The organism is Nitrincola nitratireducens, assembly GCF_000585235.1.
GTDB lineage: Bacteria > Pseudomonadota > Gammaproteobacteria > Pseudomonadales > Balneatricaceae > Nitrincola > Nitrincola alkalisediminis.
This window is the reverse complement of sequence record NZ_AONB01000002.1, coordinates 125,026-143,899: the sequence shown is the minus strand read 5'-3', so window position 1 is coordinate 143,899 and position 18,874 is coordinate 125,026. Positions and strand designations below refer to the sequence as shown.

Below are 18,874 nucleotides of genomic sequence, written 5' to 3'. Positions count from 1 at the left end.
GCAACTATTTCCCAGCCAAATCCATTGGGCTCAAGGCCTCGACCAGATGCTCAAGCCCCTCAATCGAACGCAACGTAGCTCGCATTGCATGAGCGTCCATGACAACAATGCGATTATTCACGACAGCTGACATTTGGCGTGTCACAGGGTCTGAGCGTAAAAATTCCAACTTCTTCTGATAATCATCGGCATCGAAGCGACGACGAGTCATGTCTGCGATAACGATCACATCTGGGTTTGCTCTGGCAATGCTTTCCCAGCCCACAGAAGGCCACTCTTCCGGAGCGTCGATGATATTTTTAATGCCCAAGGTTGACATCATCCAAGCAGGTACCCCCGTTGTTCCGGCAACCCAAGGGTCCATTTGTATATCAGCGCTGGAAAACCAAAACACGGCAGAAAGAGTATTCAGATTACGCTGCTGAGCGTCTGCAATGGCAGCCGCTTCACGTCCTTGTATCTCACGAATCAGCTCATCGCCCTGCGCTTGCACATCAAACATACTTGAAAGATTTCGAATACTCTGGAACAAACTGTCCAAGCGAAATGCCGTTGGAGAACCATCCGAGTTCGACCCGACACACTCAGAGTCAAGCACATAGCTTGCAATCCCAAGTGACTGAAACTGTTCAGGGTTGCCGACTACGCCCTGAGGCCCTACTGCAAACAGAAAATCTGCCGTCACAAGATTTGGGCGTTTAGAGACAACACTTTCAAAACTAGGGAAATTATCCGCCAAGCGCTCGATCTTAGCATTGACCTCCTCATACTGGTCGGCAACATCCGTAAACCAGTTAGACGTGCCGATCACCCGTTCATGCAAACCTAAGCGATACAGCAACTCAGTGGAGGCTTGCCCAACCGTAATCACACGCTCAGGTGGAGCACTCATCTGCACAGTTTTACCACAGTTTTCTATTTCCAAAGGAAAGTTTGACGCTTGACTATAATTGAGCGTTACCGCCCCCACTAAAACGCCCGTTATGGTGATAAACCGAGACAATTTCCCAAATAAAAATGACATATCTATTCTCTTCAATCTTGATGATTTTCCGCTGTTAAGAGGGGCTCTTAACGCTACAACGGCTCACTCAACTCTTATTCTTAAACGTCTCTAGCGCCGCCCCTAACCTTTCTAAACCTTCTATTGAACGAAGAGTCACTTCCATCGCATGCGCATCCATAATGATGATGCGATCATTCACCACAGCATCCATATGGCGCGTCACGGGGTCTGTACGCAAAAATTCTAATTTTTTCTCGTAATCATCGGCTTCGAAACGACGACGCTGCATCTGTGCAATGACAATAAAGTCTGGATTAGCCTTGGCGATTGACTCCCAACCAACAGATGGCCAGACCTCATTCGACTCAACAACATTGCGTATACCTAACGTGGACATCATCCAGCCAGGAACCGCTTGACTACCTGCAACCCAAGGATCCATTTCTAACGCAGCACTGGAAAACCAAAATACAGCGGACACATCACCAAGATTCTGCTCAGCCGCTTTAGCGATAGCGTTCGCTTCCCGTTGCTGAATGTCACGAATGATTTCTTCACCTTTTGGCTGTACATCAAACACTGTTGCTAAATCACGAATGCTTTTATATAGGTTATCCAGTGTAAACATTGCCGTGCGAACGCCATCCACACCACGGCTGGAATCCTGATCCAAGCACTGTGAGGCCATTACATAGGTCTGGGTACCTAATGTATGAAACTGCTCACGTGTACCAACCACGCCTTGAGGTCCTACGCTGAACAAAAAATCAGCCGTGACAAGATCGGGCCGTTTTGACACGACACTTTCAAAACTCGGAAAGTTATCCGCCAAGCGTTCAATATTGGCATTCACCTCTTCAAACTCTTGGGCAACATCCGTAAACCAGTTAGACGTTCCCACAACCTTTTCATGTAACCCCAAGCGATATAGCAACTCGGTAGAGGCTTGCCCAACTGTAATGACTCGCTCAGGAGGAGCACTCACATTCAGTTGATAACCACAGTTATCAAGTGTTTCAGACAATTCCTGCGTTTGACTGATAGCGACGCTCGAAAGCCCAGTCATCAGACTGCCCATTAGCAAGGCACGTGAAATAGGATGTGAAAATATAACTGCCATGTAGATCTCCTTCAGTTCAAACACTGCGTGATTTAATCAGAAGGCTATTATCCTTGCAATTGCTAATGATTATCAATTGATTTAATATTAAGTCAACTTTCCTAAACGGAATACCCCCTTCTCAACTTGCGTTCAATAGGCTGGCAACGTATGTGTGATAGTTTCAATATTCGTCAAATGGAAGCCTTCAGAGCCGTTATTAAGCATGGATCCATCAGCCGCGCAGCCAATAGTTTGTTTATCACCCAATCCGCCGTTAGCAAACTCATTTCAGCACTGGAAGAGGATGTTGAGTTGACCTTGTTTGAACGGCGCTCTGGACGCCTGCAACCCACACCTGCAGCACTAAAACTCTACGAACACAGCGATCGCGTCTTTACCGAACTGTCTCAACTGGGTCGAGAAATAAAGCTTTTAAAAAAAGAAGGTCCTCGAGTCTTTTCAATTGGACTCCTGCCTGTACTGGCGAGTCGCTATTCGGCAGAGGTGTGTAAAGCGTTTCGTCAACGACACCCGACGATCCATCTTTCTCTGATGACGGGGAATACCGCCATGATCAAAGATTTACTCATTAGCCGAAAACTGGATGTAGGCATTATTTCAACCCCCATTAATCACCCTGCATTTGTCTCTGAGACGGTGTTGGGCTCCTCCTTAGTCTGTGTGATGCCGCAAGACCATCCACTCACGAGTAAAGACGTCATTCATGCACAGGATCTTCATCAGTTTGAGTTCGTTGACTACAATCCAAATGACCTATGCAGTGCAGTACAAAGCAAACTATTTGATCAGTTTAATTGCAGTCCAAAACTCACGATAAACGCAACCACAGCCTCGTTGGTCATGAACCTCGTTGAATCTGGGTTTGGCGTGGGACTGGTTCATCCTGCAACAGCCTATTGGCGAAAAACAGGTCTCTGCATCAAACCCTTTTTACCTCAAACACCTATTTCGTATTATTTTTGCCATGATCAGAACCTACACAACGCAGACCTCATTCAGTCATTCGCTGAATGCATGGATGAAGTTCATGCTCAAACCTTCGATGTTAGCTATAATAAAACGCAACTGGCTTGCCCCTAACCTGCTGAATGGTCATCTCCAGATCATACAAGTCCAGCATGATCTCAGGCGTAATGACGACCTCAGGGCTGCCCATATACACCAATTGCCCTTCCTTCATCGCTAAAATACAATCCGCGTAGGTGGCAGCAAAGTTAATATCATGCAGCACCAGCACAACCTGCTTGCCCATTTCATCTGCCGCACGACGCAACAGTTTCATAATACCAACGGCGTGTTTCATATCTAGGTTATTGAGTGGCTCGTCCAAGAGCAGATAACGAGTATCCTGACACAGCACCATGGCAATATAGGCGCGTTGTCGCTGCCCGCCGGACAGCTCATCCAGATAACGATGACGTAGGTCGGTTAAGTCCAGAAACACCAGCGCCTGCTCGATTTTATACAAATCCTGTTCATTGATCCGTCCCTTGCTGTAAGGATATCGACCAAAACTAACCAAGTCCTTGACCGTCAAACGTGTGCTGATTTGATTTTCCTGACGTAAAATCGCCAGAGTTTGCGCTAAACGATCACCCGCACAGTGATGAACATCCAGCTCATCCACACGAACCCAACCTTGATCTGGATGCTGCAAACGACTGATCAACCCCAGTAGCGTCGATTTTCCGGCACCGTTTGGACCGATGATGGCTGTGACACCCGCGCCTTTCAGTTGAAAACTCACCTGATCAACGACTTTTTGTGTTTGATAGGCCTTATTCAGCCCATTTACCTCGATCATCTTCTACCCTGCCGTATCACCAACATCAGAAAAAACAGTCCACCTATAAACTCAATAATCACACTCAACCCGGTTCCAAAGCTAAGCAAATGCTCCAACACCGCCTGCCCGGCAATCAAAATAATTGCCGCTAAACCAAAAGCCATCGGCAATACATACACATGTCGATGAGTACCGGCTAACGAATACGCAAGGTTGGCCACCAGCAATCCAAAAAAGGTTACCGGCCCCACCAACGCCGTCGAGACCGAAACCAATATTGCGATTGCGATCAAAATCAGCATCATCAATCGACGTGGATTTAAGCCCAGATTCACGCTTGATCACTGCCCAGCGCCAATACATCCAAGGCATGACGGTATCGCCATCCCAAAACAGACACAAGTAACGCCATCAGCGCAGACACACCCAGCAATGCTGAATCCATTTGATTGAAACTGGCAAACATCACATCCTGCAGCAAATCAAATTCAACCGGATCCATTAACCTAGCAATCATGGCATTTAGGCTGCGAAACAAGGTGCCCAGAATAATCCCGACCAAGACCAGTACATGCAGGTGACGCTGTTGACGAATAAACAGCCAATAGAATAATAGGCACATGACACCGACCATCACCAGCACTTCACCGATCCATTTTAAAGAAGGGGATATTTGGCTGAAAAAAACCGTCCCAAAGCTGTACACCATCAGCGACTGCAGCAACAAATAGAGAAAATCAAACCCCATGATGCCGGGGCTTAAAATACGATTATGGGTAAGGGTCTGAAACAACACCGTCGAGATAGCGATACAATACGCCACCAACAGCAAGCCCAAGAGTTTTTCGCCGCGAAAGGGCAGTGTAAATGCCCAGCCAGCTCGCACATTGAGTGTCATAAAAAGGAGGCTGGCGAGGATAACACCACCCAACAGCAACCACAGACGTATACTGGGGGACAAAGATCTAAACATGGCGTGGCTGAGTTCGCTTCAGTAACAGATAGATAAAAAACACACTACCCAGCACCCCCATCACCGTACCCACTGGCACCTCATAGGGGTAACGAAGTAAGCGGCTTAAAAGGTCGCAAAACAGCATAAAACCAGCACCGAGCAAGGCGACCCAAGGCAGACTCCGACGCAGATTATCGCCCATCAGCAGACTCACCACATTCGGCACGACCAGCCCAAGAAAGGGCACCATACCTGCTGTTGTCACCGTAATGGCCGCAATCATCGATACCAGCAACAATCCTGTAAACAGCACGACGCTATAGTTCATCCCCAAATTAGTGGTGAAGCTTCGCCCCATGCCAGCCAGAGTAAAACGGTCTGCATAGAGATAGGCCAAAACGGCACAGACCAAGGTGATCCACAACAACTCATAACGACCGCGCAACAATACAGAAAAATCACCATTGGTCCAATTCGCCAAGGACTGCAACAGATTAAAGCGATAGGCAATAAAGGTTGCCACGGCCGCGACAACACTGGAGAACATAATGCCCACCAACGGTACCATGACAGCTGAACGTAAGGGTATTGAGCGTAGGAGCAACATGAATATCAAACTCCCCCCCATTGCAAAGGCCGTTGCAATCAAGGTTTTGGACATCACGCCCAAACCGGGAGCAAACAACGCCACCACTAGCATCCCCAGCAAAGCGGACTCCAGCGTGCCCGTAGTGGACGGCTCTACAAAACGGTTACGGGCCAGCATTTGCATCACCATACCCGCAACAGCCAAAGAAACCCCGGTGAGCATGACCGCCAAGGTTCTGGGGATTCGACTGATCAGCAAGACCTGAGTTGATTCATCGGTTAAATTCATCAACGAAAGGTCCATCACTCCAACCATCATGCTGCATAATGCTAAGAGTGCTAAAACAGCCACGCCTAGCATCAAACGCATGGAGACAATCGGCTTACTGTGCTCGTTGAAGCGCGTCATGAACTTCCTCAATCATGGCGGGAGTCGCATTCAGCCCTGACACAGTCACGTACCAAATTTGCGGATTAAGGTAGATCACTCGGTCCGCTTGCCAAGCACGAGTCTGATGCATCAGCTCATTATCGAGCAGAGTCCGAGCAGCACCCGCACCTGAATTGATGGCCGTATCACGATCCAGAACAAACAAGTACTCAGGATCTGTTTTTAGGATAAACTCAAAGGACACAGGGTCACCATGCGTACCTTCTTTAAGATTATCAACCGCTGGCGTGATCCCTAGATTTTCATGCAACCAGCCTGTGCGTGAACCCACGCCATACGCAGATACCCGCCCACCCGAGGTAATGATGACCAATCCATTTTCAATATTGGCTGCCAATTCACGGGTGTCTTGCAACTGGGTATCAATTTGTGACAGACGTGCTTCGACGTCCTCTTCTTTATCAAAGACTTTCCCTAATATTCGTGCATTTTGATAAAAATCGGGAAGAAAATCGGTATAATCGTGGGTTAAATCCAATGTAGGCGCAAGACGACTTAATTGACGAAAACTGGGTGCTGAACGGCCACCAATGATAATTAAATCGGGCTTTAAAGCCGCCAATGCCTCAAAATTCGGTTCAAATAAGGAACCTATCTGTTGGTAACGGTCATCGGCATACTGTGTTAAATGAGGTGGCAAGAAGTCCTTAGGCACCCCTACGACATCCACCCCTAAGGCATCCAGCGAGTCCAAAACACCTAAATCAAATGTCACCACTCGCTGTGGAACCTGCTGAAGCCGCAACTCTCCTTGTTTATGCTGCACTAGAATCTCAGCCGAGACAGGCCCGATCAACATCACTGACAACACAACCCATCCACACACCTGTCTAAACAACTGCATCCAACTCACTCCTCATCCATAACTTGATGTCGTTCACGGTGATACGCTTCCTCATCCGCTTGTCGCTTCCAATACGGCACCGCATATAGGTGCGATTTATCGACACCACATTCCTGTCTTAACCAGTTGAGTAAGGCCACGATTTCATGGTGCTCCCCTGCAAGCCAAAATGACACGGACTTAGGATCAGGTAGCTTTGCTTCCTGCAGGGCCGGTAAGAGCTGCAAAGCGTCCGGTGTAGAAGACGCTGCAAGCCAATGCACCTCGATACCAACGGGTACTGCACCCAACAAATGACGCACGTCTTCTGCCGTCTGCAGCCAGACTTGTCCTTGAGCACTGTCTGGGAGGTTCTCCAATAATGCGGCGATACCTGGCAGGGCCGTCAAATCACCCGCTAACCAGTAAACATCCGCTGGCGGCAACATCGGGTTTGGGCCACCCGGCAAAGTAACGGCCAGTCGACTGCCAATAACCGCGCCATTTGCCCAGTCGCAAGCGGGCCCTGCCCCATGCAGCACCATATCCACTGTCATCAATTGGCGGACTGAATCGAAGTGACGCACGGTATAGGTGCGCACCCAAGGTTTACTAGAGAGATCTTCCCATCGTGGTTTACCCTGAACGATGTCGGGTATTTGAGGTGATGTCTGCCCTGCTTTAGGTAACATCAACTTGATATGTGCAGCAGGCTGCGGAACAGGATAATCCTCAAGATCACCCTGTAACTCTAAACGCATAAGTTGAGATGACAAACGCTGCTTTGAGCGCACCTCAACAATACGAGGTCGTAACTGACGCATCCTTAACTCCTTAAACCTATGTAATGATCGCCAAGTTAAGACGAATAATTATCATAAAGGTTCATGTTAACAGAGTTATTTTGTAACGAACAGTCTAGAATACTGTTTACGTTCGGTGCAATGCATCAATAAACTGCACGACCTCGCAGGGCTTAGTTTGGAAGGAACAGACTAAGCGTACCATCGCCTCATGCTCTCGTACCCGCTGCTCTGCAGGAACAAAACTGGGCGTCCACTCATAAAATATGCCACCTTGATCCCGAAGCGATTGAATAAATGCTTTGGGCATCACTGCAAATACCTCATTGCCTTGTGTTGGCCATACGATGCGGCACTTGGGGTGTTCAGCAATGCCTGCCGACAGTTGCCGTGCCTGCTGGTTGGCATGAAGTGCCAGCTCCCGCCAGTGGTCGTTTTTTAGCCAAGCCAGAAACTGGGCACTGATCCAACGACTTTTGGATAACAGATGCCCAGAACGTTTACGCATATGAACAAATTTTTTGGCTAAGGAGGGTTTAAAAAAGATCACGGCTTCGGCAGTCATGGCACCATTTTTGGTTGCCCCTAGGCTCAACACATCAATGCCAACACGCCATGTCATTTCAGCCGGACTGCAATCCAAACTCACCAACGCATTTGTAAAACGAGCGCCATCCATGTGGACAATTAAGCCATACTGATGAGCAATGTCCGTGAGTTCACGCAGTTCTTCTAGGCTATAGACTTGGCCTGACTCTGTCAGCTGAGTCAGGCTGAGTACCGCGGGTTCGGCATTGTGTGGAGGATGCGCAGAGCCTTGGCTTAGTGTATGCGCTAGTGTTATAGCACTCAGCTTAGGTGCTTGCGCATCAAGCCCAAGTAAACGTGCGCCCCCTGTAAAAAACTCGGGAGCCGTTAACTCATCATTGATAATATGGGCTTGCCCATGGCACAACGCAATTTGCCAAGGCTCTAGACTACAGGCTAAAGCTAGGCAGTTAGCAGCGGTACCGGTGCTGACAAAATGAACATCAGCGTCACATTCAAACCAATCGGCAATTGCTGCCCGAGCTCGATGCGTCCACTCATCATCACTGTACGCAGCAGCGATGCCCTGATTCGCCTCAACCAATGCTTGCATGATCGCTGCAGAAACCCCCGCTTGATTATCACTACCAAAATACATTCACATCACCTCAAATTAGGGGGTTAAAAGCAAAAGAATGGAGACCAATGCTAAAGGCCACCGTACCCTTAACGCTTACTCGATAGTATTACCTATCTCGGCAACGTACAAATACGAGCAAAGGAGTCGTGCTGCTTAATCGTCTCGCGTTAATACGTCGAGCAACTCAATTTCAAAAATCAGATTGCTGTTTGCGGGAATCATTGTGCCGATCTGACGTTCACCATAGGCCAAAGCAGCGGGAACCCAGAGCTTTCGTTTTCCACCGACTTTCATGTCCTTAAGGCCCAGTATCCAGCCTTGGATCACGCGCTTATTGCTCAGCACCACTTGGAAGGGTTCGCCGCGTTTGTAGGACGAATCAAACTCAGTGCCATCTTCCAACCAACCGCGATAATGCGCCGTAATCAGCGCACCACGCTCAGCGGTTTTGCCATTGCCTTCGATCAGTTCTTCGATTTTTATTTCGGGTTGCATAGTGCGCTCTTCATATAAGGAAATGAATGGCATTATAACGGCCATGGCGGCTCATGATAAACCGCTGTCGATTTTGCTTGGGCAGGAACTTTACCTCCTTAATTATCGACTAAACTGAATCACAAAACGCATACATCCACCACTCGGTTTAAAATGAATATCTCAAGGAGAAATATATGTCTCGCCTCACTGCCAAAGATTTTCATCCTGACCTGCTGGAACTCTACGATGGATATGTTCATGGACGTCTCAGTCGGCGCGACTTTTTGGATCGAGCCGCACTGTTCGCTGTCGGCGGCCTTACCGCTTCGGCCATCCTAAGCTCACTCAGTCCTAATTATGCTATGGCTCAACAAATTGCCTTTACCGACCCCGACATCCATGCACAATACATTCACTATCCTTCACCCAATGGGCATGGTGAGGTGCGTGGGTATTTAGTACGCCCAACCAATCTACAGGAGAAGGCAGCCGGAGTAGTGGTTGTACATGAAAATCGTGGACTCAATCCCTATATTGAAGATGTTGCCCGGCGTGTTGCAAAGGCAGGTTTCGTGGCACTGGCACCGGATGGTCTAAGTTCAGTGGGTGGGTATCCTGGAAATGACGATCAAGGTCGAGTATTGCAGCAACAGGTTGACCCTCAGAAACTCATGAATGACTTTTTTGCGGCGATCGAATTTTTACAAGCCAGTGAGCACACCACGGAGAAAGTTGGCATCACTGGATTCTGTTACGGTGGTGGAGTTGCCAACGCTGCCGCCGTTGCATATCCTGACCTTGCCGCCGCTGTGCCCTTCTATGGGCGACAGGCGAATCCAGATGATGTTACTCGGATTCAAGCCCCTTTACTCTTTCACTTTGCCGAGACAGATCCAAACATCAATGCCACGTGGCCAGCCTATGAAGACGCCCTGAAAGCCGCCGGGAAAACCTACGAAGCACACACCTATCCGGGTACTAATCATGGTTTCCACAATGACTCGACACCTCGATACGATGAAGCTGCAGCTAAGCTGGCTTGGGATCGAACGATTGCTTGGTTTAGGCATTATTTGCTTTGATATGTGGAAAAACACCCTGTTTATAGCCCTTCCTTAATACGGAGGGCTCTAACACAAATGTATGACAGCCGTTAAAAAATAAACAGCATATCATTTATAAAAGTTCACTAACCTTCATGAAGCACTGAACACACACAACTCTGAGACACAAACACGAAGACAAAACCTAGACAAACGTCAAGTTTATAACAACAATGTATAAGCTTATTAGCATAAAATACGCCGTACCGAAGAGCTAAGAATGGCTTTGGCAAGTTGGGCTCATACAAGCTTCATAAAAGGTCAGTTGCATGGCACTCCTGAAAAAGAACTTATGGTCAATTTTTTATATTTTAACCACGTGCTTAACCCTTTACTTTGCCTATGTCTCTTATGCTCAGTGGCAGCGACTGTTCGGTAATGCTCAAAACTCCCAAGAAAATACCCTTAGGCTCATTGCCAACTCTACCCAAGCCCTATATCGAACCAATGAAATCATGCTGGATATACTCGGGCATCGTTTTCTAGAAGATGCATCCTACCAAGACAATCAGAGCGCCATGGACATTCTTGATGCCGCCCTTGAAGGCAGCCCCGCTATAATTTCTATCGCTCTTGTCGACCCACAAGGTAACATGCTGTTTGCAACCAACAACTTAGATGTATCGAACTTTCCAAATTTGTTGGAGCAACCTCAATCCCGTGAGTCATTTATTGAAGTAATGAATTCAGACACCATGGTGTTTGGACGCACCTATTTTTTCGAACCCTTTCAAGACTGGATTGTTCCCATCCGCAAAGCCATACGTAACCCAGATGGTAGCGTCTATCGTGTCATTACAGCCGCCCTACGTTTAGATGACTCGTTTGGACATCTTGTCAAAAGCATTGATCAGGAAAACCGCTACCTTTCGTTGATCGTTCGAGATGATATGTACCTGCAATATGCAAGCGATAGCCAAGGAAATGAGTTCTCGCGCTATCAACAATTACTGCCAACGAACAAACAACAGGCGATGATAACGGCTATTGAAAGATTGCATGGCAATATCCAAGAAGATGCATTTTGGAGGTTAGATCAACCCTTATCCTTTGTTTACACCTCCGAAAAGAGCCCACAATTAATCTCATTCCAAAACAACACCGTCTATAAGCTCCGGTTCATGCTTATGACACCACTGGATGTGTTGTGGAAAGATTTTGTTAAACTTTTTTCGGCTCATTTTTTGATTTTTTTATCCGTTGTTGGTGTGCTGTATGCCCTCTTTCGCATCATTGCCACCGCCGAAGCCAAACGCAACGCCGATTTACTTCATCAAGCAACCCATGACCAACTTACGGGACTTTTGAACCGAAGCTATCTCAACAAGAATGTGCATCAATGGATCCATCCGCAAGCCTCCCCCTTTGGACTGCTCTATCTGGATCTGGATAATTTTAAAAACATTAACGACAGCTTTGGCCATCACCTCGGAGACATGCTCTTGCAGGAGTTGGCTAAACGGTTGCAAGCGGTATCACCTCAAGAAACAGCCTTGTTGCGACATGGGGGCGATGAGTTTATCTTACTGAGCACTATTCACGACGACAGTGAGCTCGTAGGCTTAGCCAATACGCTCATCGAAACAGCATCAAAGCCTTACTTAATCAACTCCATGCGTTTAAATGTCGGTGCGAGTGTTGGTATTGCAAAGTATCCCGAGCATGGTGAAAGTATTGACGATTTATTGCGGGCAGCCGACATCGCCATGTACGAGTCCAAGCGACTTAAAAACAGTGCTCACCTGTTTCGAGATGCGATGCAAGAGAACTACCTTCGCAACGTCAACATTGAGCAAGCGCTTCGCGGAGCGATAGAGAACCATGAGCTTCACATGGTTTATCAACCTCAAGTCTCCACCGATGGCTCTTTCTATGGTGTGGAAGCATTGATTCGCTGGACCAATCCACGCCTTGGCAGTATTCCCCCTGATGCCTTCATTCCTATTGCGGAAGAGTCAGGGCAAATGCCAACCTTAGGGCGCTATATTATCGAAACCACCTTCGCCGATATTCAGCAAATACAACACTCGCTTGGCATCTCTTTCTCTACGTCCATTAATCTATCCGCCCGACAACTGTTGGAGCCTGATTTTGCAACCTACTTTATTAATAAGATGCAGCAAGAAAACATCGAGGGCGTTTGGCTTACACTCGAAATTACGGAAAGTTTGCTGATTGAGGATACCTCAAGCGTCTTGCCGCTTCTGCATGCTATTAAAAACAAGGGGGTGCAACTCTCAATGGATGATTTTGGAACAGGATATTCGTCCTTGAGTATGTTGCGCATGCTTCCCATTGATGAGCTTAAAATTGATAAAAGCTTTATTGATGCGGCATTAACAAGTAAAAATGCGCAACAAATGGCACAAAGCATTGTCACCATAGGTAAAAATCTTGAGATGGATGTGGTGGCTGAAGGAATTGAAACTAAAGAACAGTTAGAAATGCTGACGCGCTTTGGATGCGACAGGTTTCAAGGGTACTATTTTGCACGACCGATGGACAAAGATGCCTTGATTCGTTATGTGAAAGGCACCTTTTTCCCCTAACTCAGTAATACCTCCATCCCCACCTTCACTCGATCCAATACGACAATGGTTCTAAACCATTTCACATTCGGATTGCTATGGAACAAGCGATCGCAGATCGCTTGAAACGCCGACATGCTCGGCACTGTTAATACCAGCAAAAAATCGGCATCGCCCGTAACGTAATAACACTGTTGTATCTCAGGCCCAGAAAATGTCTTCTTCAGTACGTCAAGATCTGCCGCTTGTGTTTTCTCGGCATGCACCTCGACCACGATAGTAATCACTTGGCCGAGTTTTTCGGGGTCCAGCACGGCTACATTCGCTTGAATGTAACCGGCTTCTTTTAGCTTCTGAATACGGCGTTGAACCGACGCTGTGGATAAGTGAACAACTTCGGCTAGCTCCCGCAACGGGGTGTGGCAATCTTTTTGTAAACGCTCAAGCAAAGCGTAGTCAAACTTATCCAAGGATAGTGTGTTTTTCATGCGAGAAATTTTCCCATGCAGATGCCGCAAATAGAGCTATTTTTTTGCTAAAAAATACAATCTGATTGCCTATTTCATTCAATAACTCAGCACATTACGGTACTTCCAATACAAACGTATCAAAGCTTTTGTGACTTGATCGTGAGCTCATACCCACAAGCATGTGCATATTTAAGCAATGTCGACCAGCTTGGGTTGGAGTTTCCTCTTTCTAAGCGACTCACATTGCTTTTCTGGGTTTGCATACGTTCAGCCACTTGCTCTTGTGTGAGACCTGCAGTAGTTCGCATAGACAGTAATTGATCAATTAGACTGAACTCACTTTCTAAGTTATCGTATTCGGTTTTCACGTCTGCGTTTGCTAAAGCGCGTTGTTTTAATGATTGAAGACTCATCGTTTTTGAACCTCTTTTTGTCGCTCACGAGCTAGCTCAAGCTCTCTCTTGGGCGTTTTTGCGACTTTTTCACGAATGCGCTCAATATATAAATTTGCTTGCCTTGTAAGTAGCAAAAAAAGCTGCGACCAATTCCTTCCTGAGCTTTTGCACGGATTTCAAACAAACCATCTCCCATAGACTCGGTATGGGGTGGTCCTAAGTTAGCGCCATGTTTCTCCATCAACTCTAACAACTTAATCATCCTAGCTTGGATCTTTACTGGCATTTCAAGAATTTGTTCTTCGACCCCATCATAAAAGTCTATTTGCCATTTCACGCTCAACCCTCCATGTTATCGCATATGATAACTAAAATCAGATAAGCTTGCCAACATCAATAACTATAAGCAACCCACCACTCATGCGAGAAATTTTCCCATGTAGATGCCGCAAATAGAGACCTTTTATTAAGCCTCGCGTAATAGAATACCGCATTGTCTAAATTACACTAAGAATTCATTATGCACACTAGCCCCAATACCACGCTTGGCGTCACGTTGAACGTCATAGGTTCGGTTTTCTTCGCACTCATGTTTGCGTACACCTCTTTGCTCACAGCACTAGAGGGTGAGGAGATTTACGGTTGGCGTATTTTACTGACCCTTCCCTGCCTCACGCTGTTTATTATTTTCAGTGGCTATTGGCCTCAGGTGACGAGTATTTTTCAGCGTTTGTATCGTGAGCGCTATTTTTGGGCGACTCGGCTCGTGTCGTCTTTTTTGGTGGGTATACAGCTCTGGCTGTTTATGTGGGCACCGGTGAATGGTTATGGGCTGGCGGTGTCATTGGGTTATTTTATGCTGCCTATTACCATGGTAATTGTCGGCCGTATTGCGTTTAAGGACCGAATGTCACGCTTTCAACAAATTGCCTGTTTTTTTGCGCTGATTGGCATTTTAAATCAACTGGCGTTGTCACAAACTCTGGCTTGGCCAACGCTGGCTGTCTGTTTAGGTTACCCTGGTTATTTTTGGCTAAGACGAAAAACGGATACAAATAATATAGGCGGACTTTGGTTTGATATGACACTCAGTTTACCTCTAAGCCTGTTCTTTATTGTTAAAGGTGGAGAGGTACTCGCCAGTCTAAACACCGACTCAACGTTGCTTTGGCTAGTGCTTGGCTTAGGCTTAATTAGCGCCTTGGCATTAGCCTTCCAAGCATTGTCTGCCCCCCATTTAAACCTAAGTTTATTTGGACTTCTGATTTATGTTGAACCCGTCATGTTAATGCTGGTTGCCGTGCTGCTCGGCGAGACCATTACCGCGGCCGAATGGCTACGTACATTGCGATCTGGTTAGCGGTTTTGGTGCTGATTGTTGAAGGATTTCAGGGATTACAAAAACATAAGCGGCGCATGGAGTGAGCGGTACAGGTGTACCGCTCTGGTTCTCATCAATCGTTCGATTGGTAACGTGCTAACCAATGCGCATAAGGCGTCGGCAATACCCAAGCTGGATCTTTAACGTTTAAGGCTTTCGCCGCTTTAAAGCTCCAGTGGGGATTTGCCAAGTGTGCTCGACCAATCATAACCAACGCCATTTGTTGATTGGCGATCGCACGTTCAGCCAACTCAGGCGTATCGATTCCCCAAGACGAGGCCACAGGAAGCCCCGACTCACGCTGAACACGCTCAGCAATCGGCGCTAAAAAAGCAGGCCCCCAAGGAATATTCGTATCAGGAACCGTAAAGCCGACACTTACGCTCAGCAGGTCTAAGCCTATTTCTTTCATTTGTTTGGCTAAGGTAATCGCATCCTTCAGAGTCTCTTCATCTCGGCCATCAAATTCGATCACCCCGAATCGGGCGGTTAAGGGTAAATGCTCTGGCCAAACCTCACGAACGGCTTGTAGGGTTTCTAATAAGAAGCGGCTTCTGCCGATTAAATCACCGCCGTATACATCTGTTCTAAGGTTACTGTGAGCCGAGAAAAAGCTCTGAGCCAAATACCCATGCGCAAAGTGCAGCTCTAGCCACTCGAAGCCGGCCTCTAAGGCACGACGTGCCGACGCAACGAAGTCAGCTTTGACGCGCTGGATGTCCTCAATAGACATTTTTTGAGGCTGCTTTGGCAAATTCGCACCAAACGCAATGGCCGATGGTGCAAGAGTTTGCCAACCACGAGGGTCATCTTCGGCAATATGATCATCCCCTTCCCATGGACGATTTGCACTTGCTTTGCGACCTGCATGCGCAATTTGAATGCCCGGAACAGCACCTGCCGCTTTAATGCCCTGCGCAATAGCGGCCATACCTGTTTTATGCTCATCACTCCACAGCCCCGTGCAAGCGGGTGAGATGCGGCCTTCAGGCGATACCGCTGTGGCTTCGACAATCACGAGTCCCGCCCCGCCTCTCGCTAAAGAGGTGTAGTGCGATAAATGCCACTCATTGGTAAAGCCATCTTCCGCGCTGTATTGACACATCGGCGGAACAGCAATGCGATTGCGTAAGGTAATGCTTTTGAGTGTAAAGGGAGTAAACAGTTGGCTCATGGTAAATTAGCACCTCAGGTTTATGTAAATAACCGCGTAAAAACACCGACGAAAATTAAATCAAGAATGGGTAGTTATGGATCTGTGCATTCTAGAAGAGCCAAACTATAATAAAAACATCATTACCATTATTAAAATCATAAGTATTCATTATGATCAATCCACAATGGCTCATGAGCTTCCAAGCAATTGTTGAGCAAGGAAACTTCACTCGAGCCGCCGAACATTTAAATCTCACACAAGCGGCCGTTAGCCAGCATTTACGCTATTTAGAAGATGAGTTTGGTTTATTAATTCTGCGGAAAACACGACCACTTGAGTTGACTCCAATTGGTCGCGAAGTTCTATCATATGCGCAAGAGATTAAGGATGCAGATGAACGGCTACGATTGCGCTTAAGCAGTACCGATAGTCTCGTGGGTGAGGTTGGTTTAATCACTCCCGGTAGCAGTGGATTGTTGCTATATCCGAGGTTATTGGCTTTGCAGCATCAATACGATGGTTTAGTCATTCGACATCGATTCGCACCCGATACGGAAGTGCTTCAAGCCATTCTTACGAATCAATACGATATTGGCCTTATCACCTTTGATCCGCAAGATGCCAAAATACGGGCTGAACCCATTGCGAAAGAGCCATTAGAGTTGGTGTATCCACGCAATGAAAATGTTGAAACATGGGATGACTTAATCCGCATCGGAATTATCGACTATCCAGACGGGCGCGCCATGGCTGACCGCTTGCTCAGCCGTCATTTTCCGGGAAATCCTGGAGTTAAAACCCTTCCTAGATCAGGTTTTAGCAACCAAATCAGCTTAATATTGGAGCCTGTAGCATTAGGACTGGGCTTTACCGTACTGCCCCGCTATGCACGACAAGCCTTTGCTAAACAAGATGAAATTGCCTTTAAGCACTGTGAAAACCCAGTGGTAAACACACTTTGGGCGATCTATCGGGCAGATTGGCCCTTATCACGTCGCGTCCTGAACGTATTAAACTGCGTCAAAACAACGCTGTCTTCGTGATGACAAAAGTGATGCGGTCGTCTACACGGAAAACAATTGACTCGAATCCGAAAACCGCCTTCTGAACCATCAAAAGGCGGCTGCAGTCTTTTTTCAGGACTTAACTCGGGAAGGAGAAAGACACGCCTTCACGCACGCCGCTGGATGGCCAGCGTTGAGTGATGGTTTTACGACGTGTATAAAAGCGTATCGCATCCGGGCCGTAGGCACTTAAATCACCAAAGAGCGAGCGCTTCCAACCGCCAAAGCTATGGTACGACACTGGCACTGGCAGAGGGACGTTAACACCGACCATACCCACGAGAATTTTATCGGTGAAGTAACGTGCAGCCTCACCATCACGTGTAAAGATACAAGTACCGTTGCCATACTCATGGCGATTGATCAAATCGATACCTTCTTGCAGGTTCTTGACGCGTACCACCACCAACACAGGCCCAAAGATCTCGTCGCTGTAAATCGACATGGACTCCGTCACGTGATCAAACAGGGTCGCACCAACATAGAAACCCTTTTCATGGCCTGGCACTTGGATATCTCGACCATCGACCACTAAGGTCGCACCTTGCTCAACACCCGCATCAATATAGCCCTTCACACGATCTCGTGCCTCAGCGGTAATCAACGGCCCCATTTCATTGCTGTTGTCTAAACCAGAACCGACTTTCAGCGCCGAAATGTGGCCTTTAAGACTCGCCACTAACTGATCGGCCACCTCATCGCCCACGGCCACGGCCACGGAAATAGCCATGCAACGTTCGCCACACGAACCGTAGGCAGCTCCCATCAAGGCATTCACGGCATTATCGAGATCGGCATCCGGCATCACAATCGCGTGGTTTTTTGCACCGCCGAGTGCTTGGCAACGCTTGCCCGTCCGAGCGGCTTCATTGTAAATGTACTCCGCAATAGGCGTGGAGCCCACGAAACTCACGGCGTGTATTTTCGGCGACTGTAGCAGCGTGTCCACTGCTGTTTTATCACCATTCACAACATTCAACACCCCTTTGGGTAATCCAGCCTCTAGCGCAAGCTGAGCAATGCGCAGTGTGCTGGACGGATCCCGCTCGGACGGCTTAAGGACAAAGGTGTTGCCACACATGATCGCTGCCGGCCACATCCAGAGCGGAACCATGGCTGGAAAGTTAAAAGGGGTAATTCCGGCCACCACGCCCATGGGTTGAAACTCACTCCAACTGTCGATAGCTGGCCCTGCATTCTTGCTGTGTTCGCCCTTCAAGAGTTGGGGGATGCCACAGGCAAACTCAACGTTCTCTATACCACGCTGCAGCTCACCTTTGGCGTCATGGAGGACTTTTCCGTGTTCTTGGCTGATCAACAGACAAATTTCATCGGCGTTTTCTTCCAAAAGTGATTTAAAACGGTACATCACTTGAGCGCGTTTGCTTGGCGGTGTATCACGCCACGTCGGATAGGCCGCTTCGGCATTCGCAATCGCCTGCTCAACGGTTTCCACACTGGCTAAACATACCTCACCACTCACTGCACCTGTTGATGGGTTGTAGAGGGCTTGACTACGACCGTCTTCGATCAGGATTTCACCACCAATTAAATGGCCAACTCGCTTACTCATTGTACGTCTTCTCCAAAATTTGAC

General features: G+C 47.6%; 18 protein-coding genes and 1 pseudogene. 5 read left to right on the top strand and 14 right to left on the bottom strand.

Annotation, left to right across the window (positions count from 1 at the left end):
- Window positions 1-4: 4 nt before the first annotated feature.
- The gene (locus D791_RS03145) at window positions 5-1,024 is read right to left on the bottom strand and encodes an ABC transporter substrate-binding protein (RefSeq protein WP_081763698.1); all 1,020 of its coding nucleotides are present in this window, start codon (window positions 1,022-1,024) and stop codon (window positions 5-7) included.
- Window positions 1,025-1,091: 67 nt separating this feature from the next.
- Entirely contained in the window at window positions 1,092-2,126 is a 1,035-nt protein-coding gene (locus tag D791_RS03140; RefSeq protein WP_036507681.1) for an ABC transporter substrate-binding protein, read from the bottom strand.
- A 150-nt stretch (window positions 2,127-2,276) separates the two neighbouring features.
- On the opposite strand from D791_RS03140, the gene D791_RS03135 reads away from it, so the two are divergent.
- The gene (locus tag D791_RS03135) at window positions 2,277-3,209 is read left to right on the top strand and encodes a LysR family transcriptional regulator (protein ID WP_036507679.1); all 933 of its coding nucleotides are present in this window, start codon (window positions 2,277-2,279) and stop codon (window positions 3,207-3,209) included.
- On the opposite strand, the gene D791_RS03130 is transcribed toward D791_RS03135, so the two are convergent.
- The 7 genes and pseudogenes from D791_RS03130 to D791_RS03100 all read right to left on the bottom strand — a co-directional run bounded on the left by D791_RS03130 (window position 3,175) and on the right by D791_RS03100 (window position 9,198).
- On the bottom strand, window positions 3,175-3,933 hold the full coding sequence (locus tag D791_RS03130) for an iron ABC transporter ATP-binding protein (RefSeq protein ID WP_036507676.1): 759 nt from the start codon (window positions 3,931-3,933) through the stop codon (window positions 3,175-3,177). The two genes, D791_RS03135 and D791_RS03130, sit on opposite strands and share 35 nt — an antisense overlap.
- Window positions 3,930-4,813: pseudogene (locus tag D791_RS21660) on the bottom strand (iron chelate uptake ABC transporter family permease subunit). Before D791_RS21660 ends, D791_RS03130 begins: the two are co-directional and overlap by 4 nt.
- A gap of 67 nt (window positions 4,814-4,880) precedes the next feature.
- Window positions 4,881-5,867, bottom strand: coding sequence for an ABC transporter permease (locus tag D791_RS03120; protein ID WP_164481312.1), 987 nt, complete (start codon window positions 5,865-5,867; stop codon window positions 4,881-4,883).
- On the bottom strand, window positions 5,842-6,753 hold the full coding sequence (locus D791_RS03115; protein ID WP_051514088.1) for a siderophore ABC transporter substrate-binding protein: 912 nt from the start codon (window positions 6,751-6,753) through the stop codon (window positions 5,842-5,844). The genes D791_RS03120 and D791_RS03115 overlap by 26 nt, the downstream gene beginning before the upstream one ends.
- A gap of 5 nt (window positions 6,754-6,758) precedes the next feature.
- On the bottom strand, window positions 6,759-7,556 hold the full coding sequence (locus tag D791_RS03110; RefSeq protein ID WP_036507675.1) for a siderophore-interacting protein: 798 nt from the start codon (window positions 7,554-7,556) through the stop codon (window positions 6,759-6,761).
- Between the two features lie 106 nt (window positions 7,557-7,662).
- Window positions 7,663-8,721 carry a threonine aldolase family protein gene (locus D791_RS03105; RefSeq protein ID WP_036507673.1) on the bottom strand — a complete coding sequence of 353 codons (1,059 nt, stop codon included), beginning with the start codon at window positions 8,719-8,721 and terminating at the stop codon, window positions 7,663-7,665.
- 135 nt (window positions 8,722-8,856) lie between these two features.
- Entirely contained in the window at window positions 8,857-9,198 is a 342-nt protein-coding gene (locus tag D791_RS03100) for an FKBP-type peptidyl-prolyl cis-trans isomerase (protein ID WP_036508090.1), read from the bottom strand.
- A 176-nt stretch (window positions 9,199-9,374) separates the two neighbouring features.
- On the opposite strand from D791_RS03100, the gene yghX reads away from it, so the two are divergent.
- On the top strand, window positions 9,375-10,262 hold the full coding sequence (gene yghX / locus D791_RS03095) for a YghX family hydrolase (protein ID WP_036507672.1): 888 nt from the start codon (window positions 9,375-9,377) through the stop codon (window positions 10,260-10,262).
- A 290-nt stretch (window positions 10,263-10,552) separates the two neighbouring features.
- A complete protein-coding gene (locus D791_RS03090) occupies window positions 10,553-12,832 on the top strand; it encodes a bifunctional diguanylate cyclase/phosphodiesterase (RefSeq protein WP_036507669.1) in 2,280 nt (759 codons plus the stop codon).
- On the opposite strand, the gene D791_RS03085 is transcribed toward D791_RS03090, so the two are convergent.
- The 3 genes from D791_RS03085 to D791_RS03075 all read right to left on the bottom strand — a co-directional run bounded on the left by D791_RS03085 (window position 12,829) and on the right by D791_RS03075 (window position 14,013).
- Entirely contained in the window at window positions 12,829-13,299 is a 471-nt protein-coding gene (locus D791_RS03085; RefSeq protein ID WP_036507667.1) for an Lrp/AsnC family transcriptional regulator, read from the bottom strand. The two genes, D791_RS03090 and D791_RS03085, sit on opposite strands and share 4 nt — an antisense overlap.
- A 119-nt stretch (window positions 13,300-13,418) precedes the next feature.
- On the bottom strand, window positions 13,419-13,694 hold the full coding sequence (locus tag D791_RS03080) for a helix-turn-helix domain-containing protein (protein ID WP_036507664.1): 276 nt from the start codon (window positions 13,692-13,694) through the stop codon (window positions 13,419-13,421).
- Window positions 13,695-13,725: 31 nt separating this feature from the next.
- Window positions 13,726-14,013 carry a type II toxin-antitoxin system RelE/ParE family toxin gene (locus tag D791_RS03075; RefSeq protein WP_051514086.1) on the bottom strand — a complete coding sequence of 96 codons (288 nt, stop codon included), beginning with the start codon at window positions 14,011-14,013 and terminating at the stop codon, window positions 13,726-13,728.
- A gap of 183 nt (window positions 14,014-14,196) precedes the next feature.
- Between D791_RS03075 and rarD the strand changes: the two genes are divergently transcribed.
- Window positions 14,197-15,036, top strand: coding sequence for an EamA family transporter RarD (gene rarD, locus D791_RS03070; protein WP_237748492.1), 840 nt, complete (start codon window positions 14,197-14,199; stop codon window positions 15,034-15,036).
- Between the two features lie 94 nt (window positions 15,037-15,130).
- Here rarD and D791_RS03065 read toward each other — a convergent pair whose 3' ends face one another.
- Window positions 15,131-16,231 (bottom strand): NADH:flavin oxidoreductase/NADH oxidase, encoded by a 1,101-nt coding sequence (locus tag D791_RS03065; protein WP_036507662.1) that lies wholly within the window; start codon window positions 16,229-16,231, stop codon window positions 15,131-15,133.
- A gap of 152 nt (window positions 16,232-16,383) precedes the next feature.
- Here D791_RS03065 and D791_RS03060 point away from each other — a divergent pair, with 152 nt between their 5' ends.
- The gene (locus tag D791_RS03060; RefSeq protein ID WP_036507660.1) at window positions 16,384-17,256 is read left to right on the top strand and encodes a LysR family transcriptional regulator; all 873 of its coding nucleotides are present in this window, start codon (window positions 16,384-16,386) and stop codon (window positions 17,254-17,256) included.
- Window positions 17,257-17,356: 100 nt separating this feature from the next.
- Here D791_RS03060 and D791_RS03055 read toward each other — a convergent pair whose 3' ends face one another.
- Entirely contained in the window at window positions 17,357-18,850 is a 1,494-nt protein-coding gene (locus tag D791_RS03055; RefSeq protein ID WP_036507657.1) for a CoA-acylating methylmalonate-semialdehyde dehydrogenase, read from the bottom strand.
- Window positions 18,851-18,874: the final 24 nt, after the last annotated feature.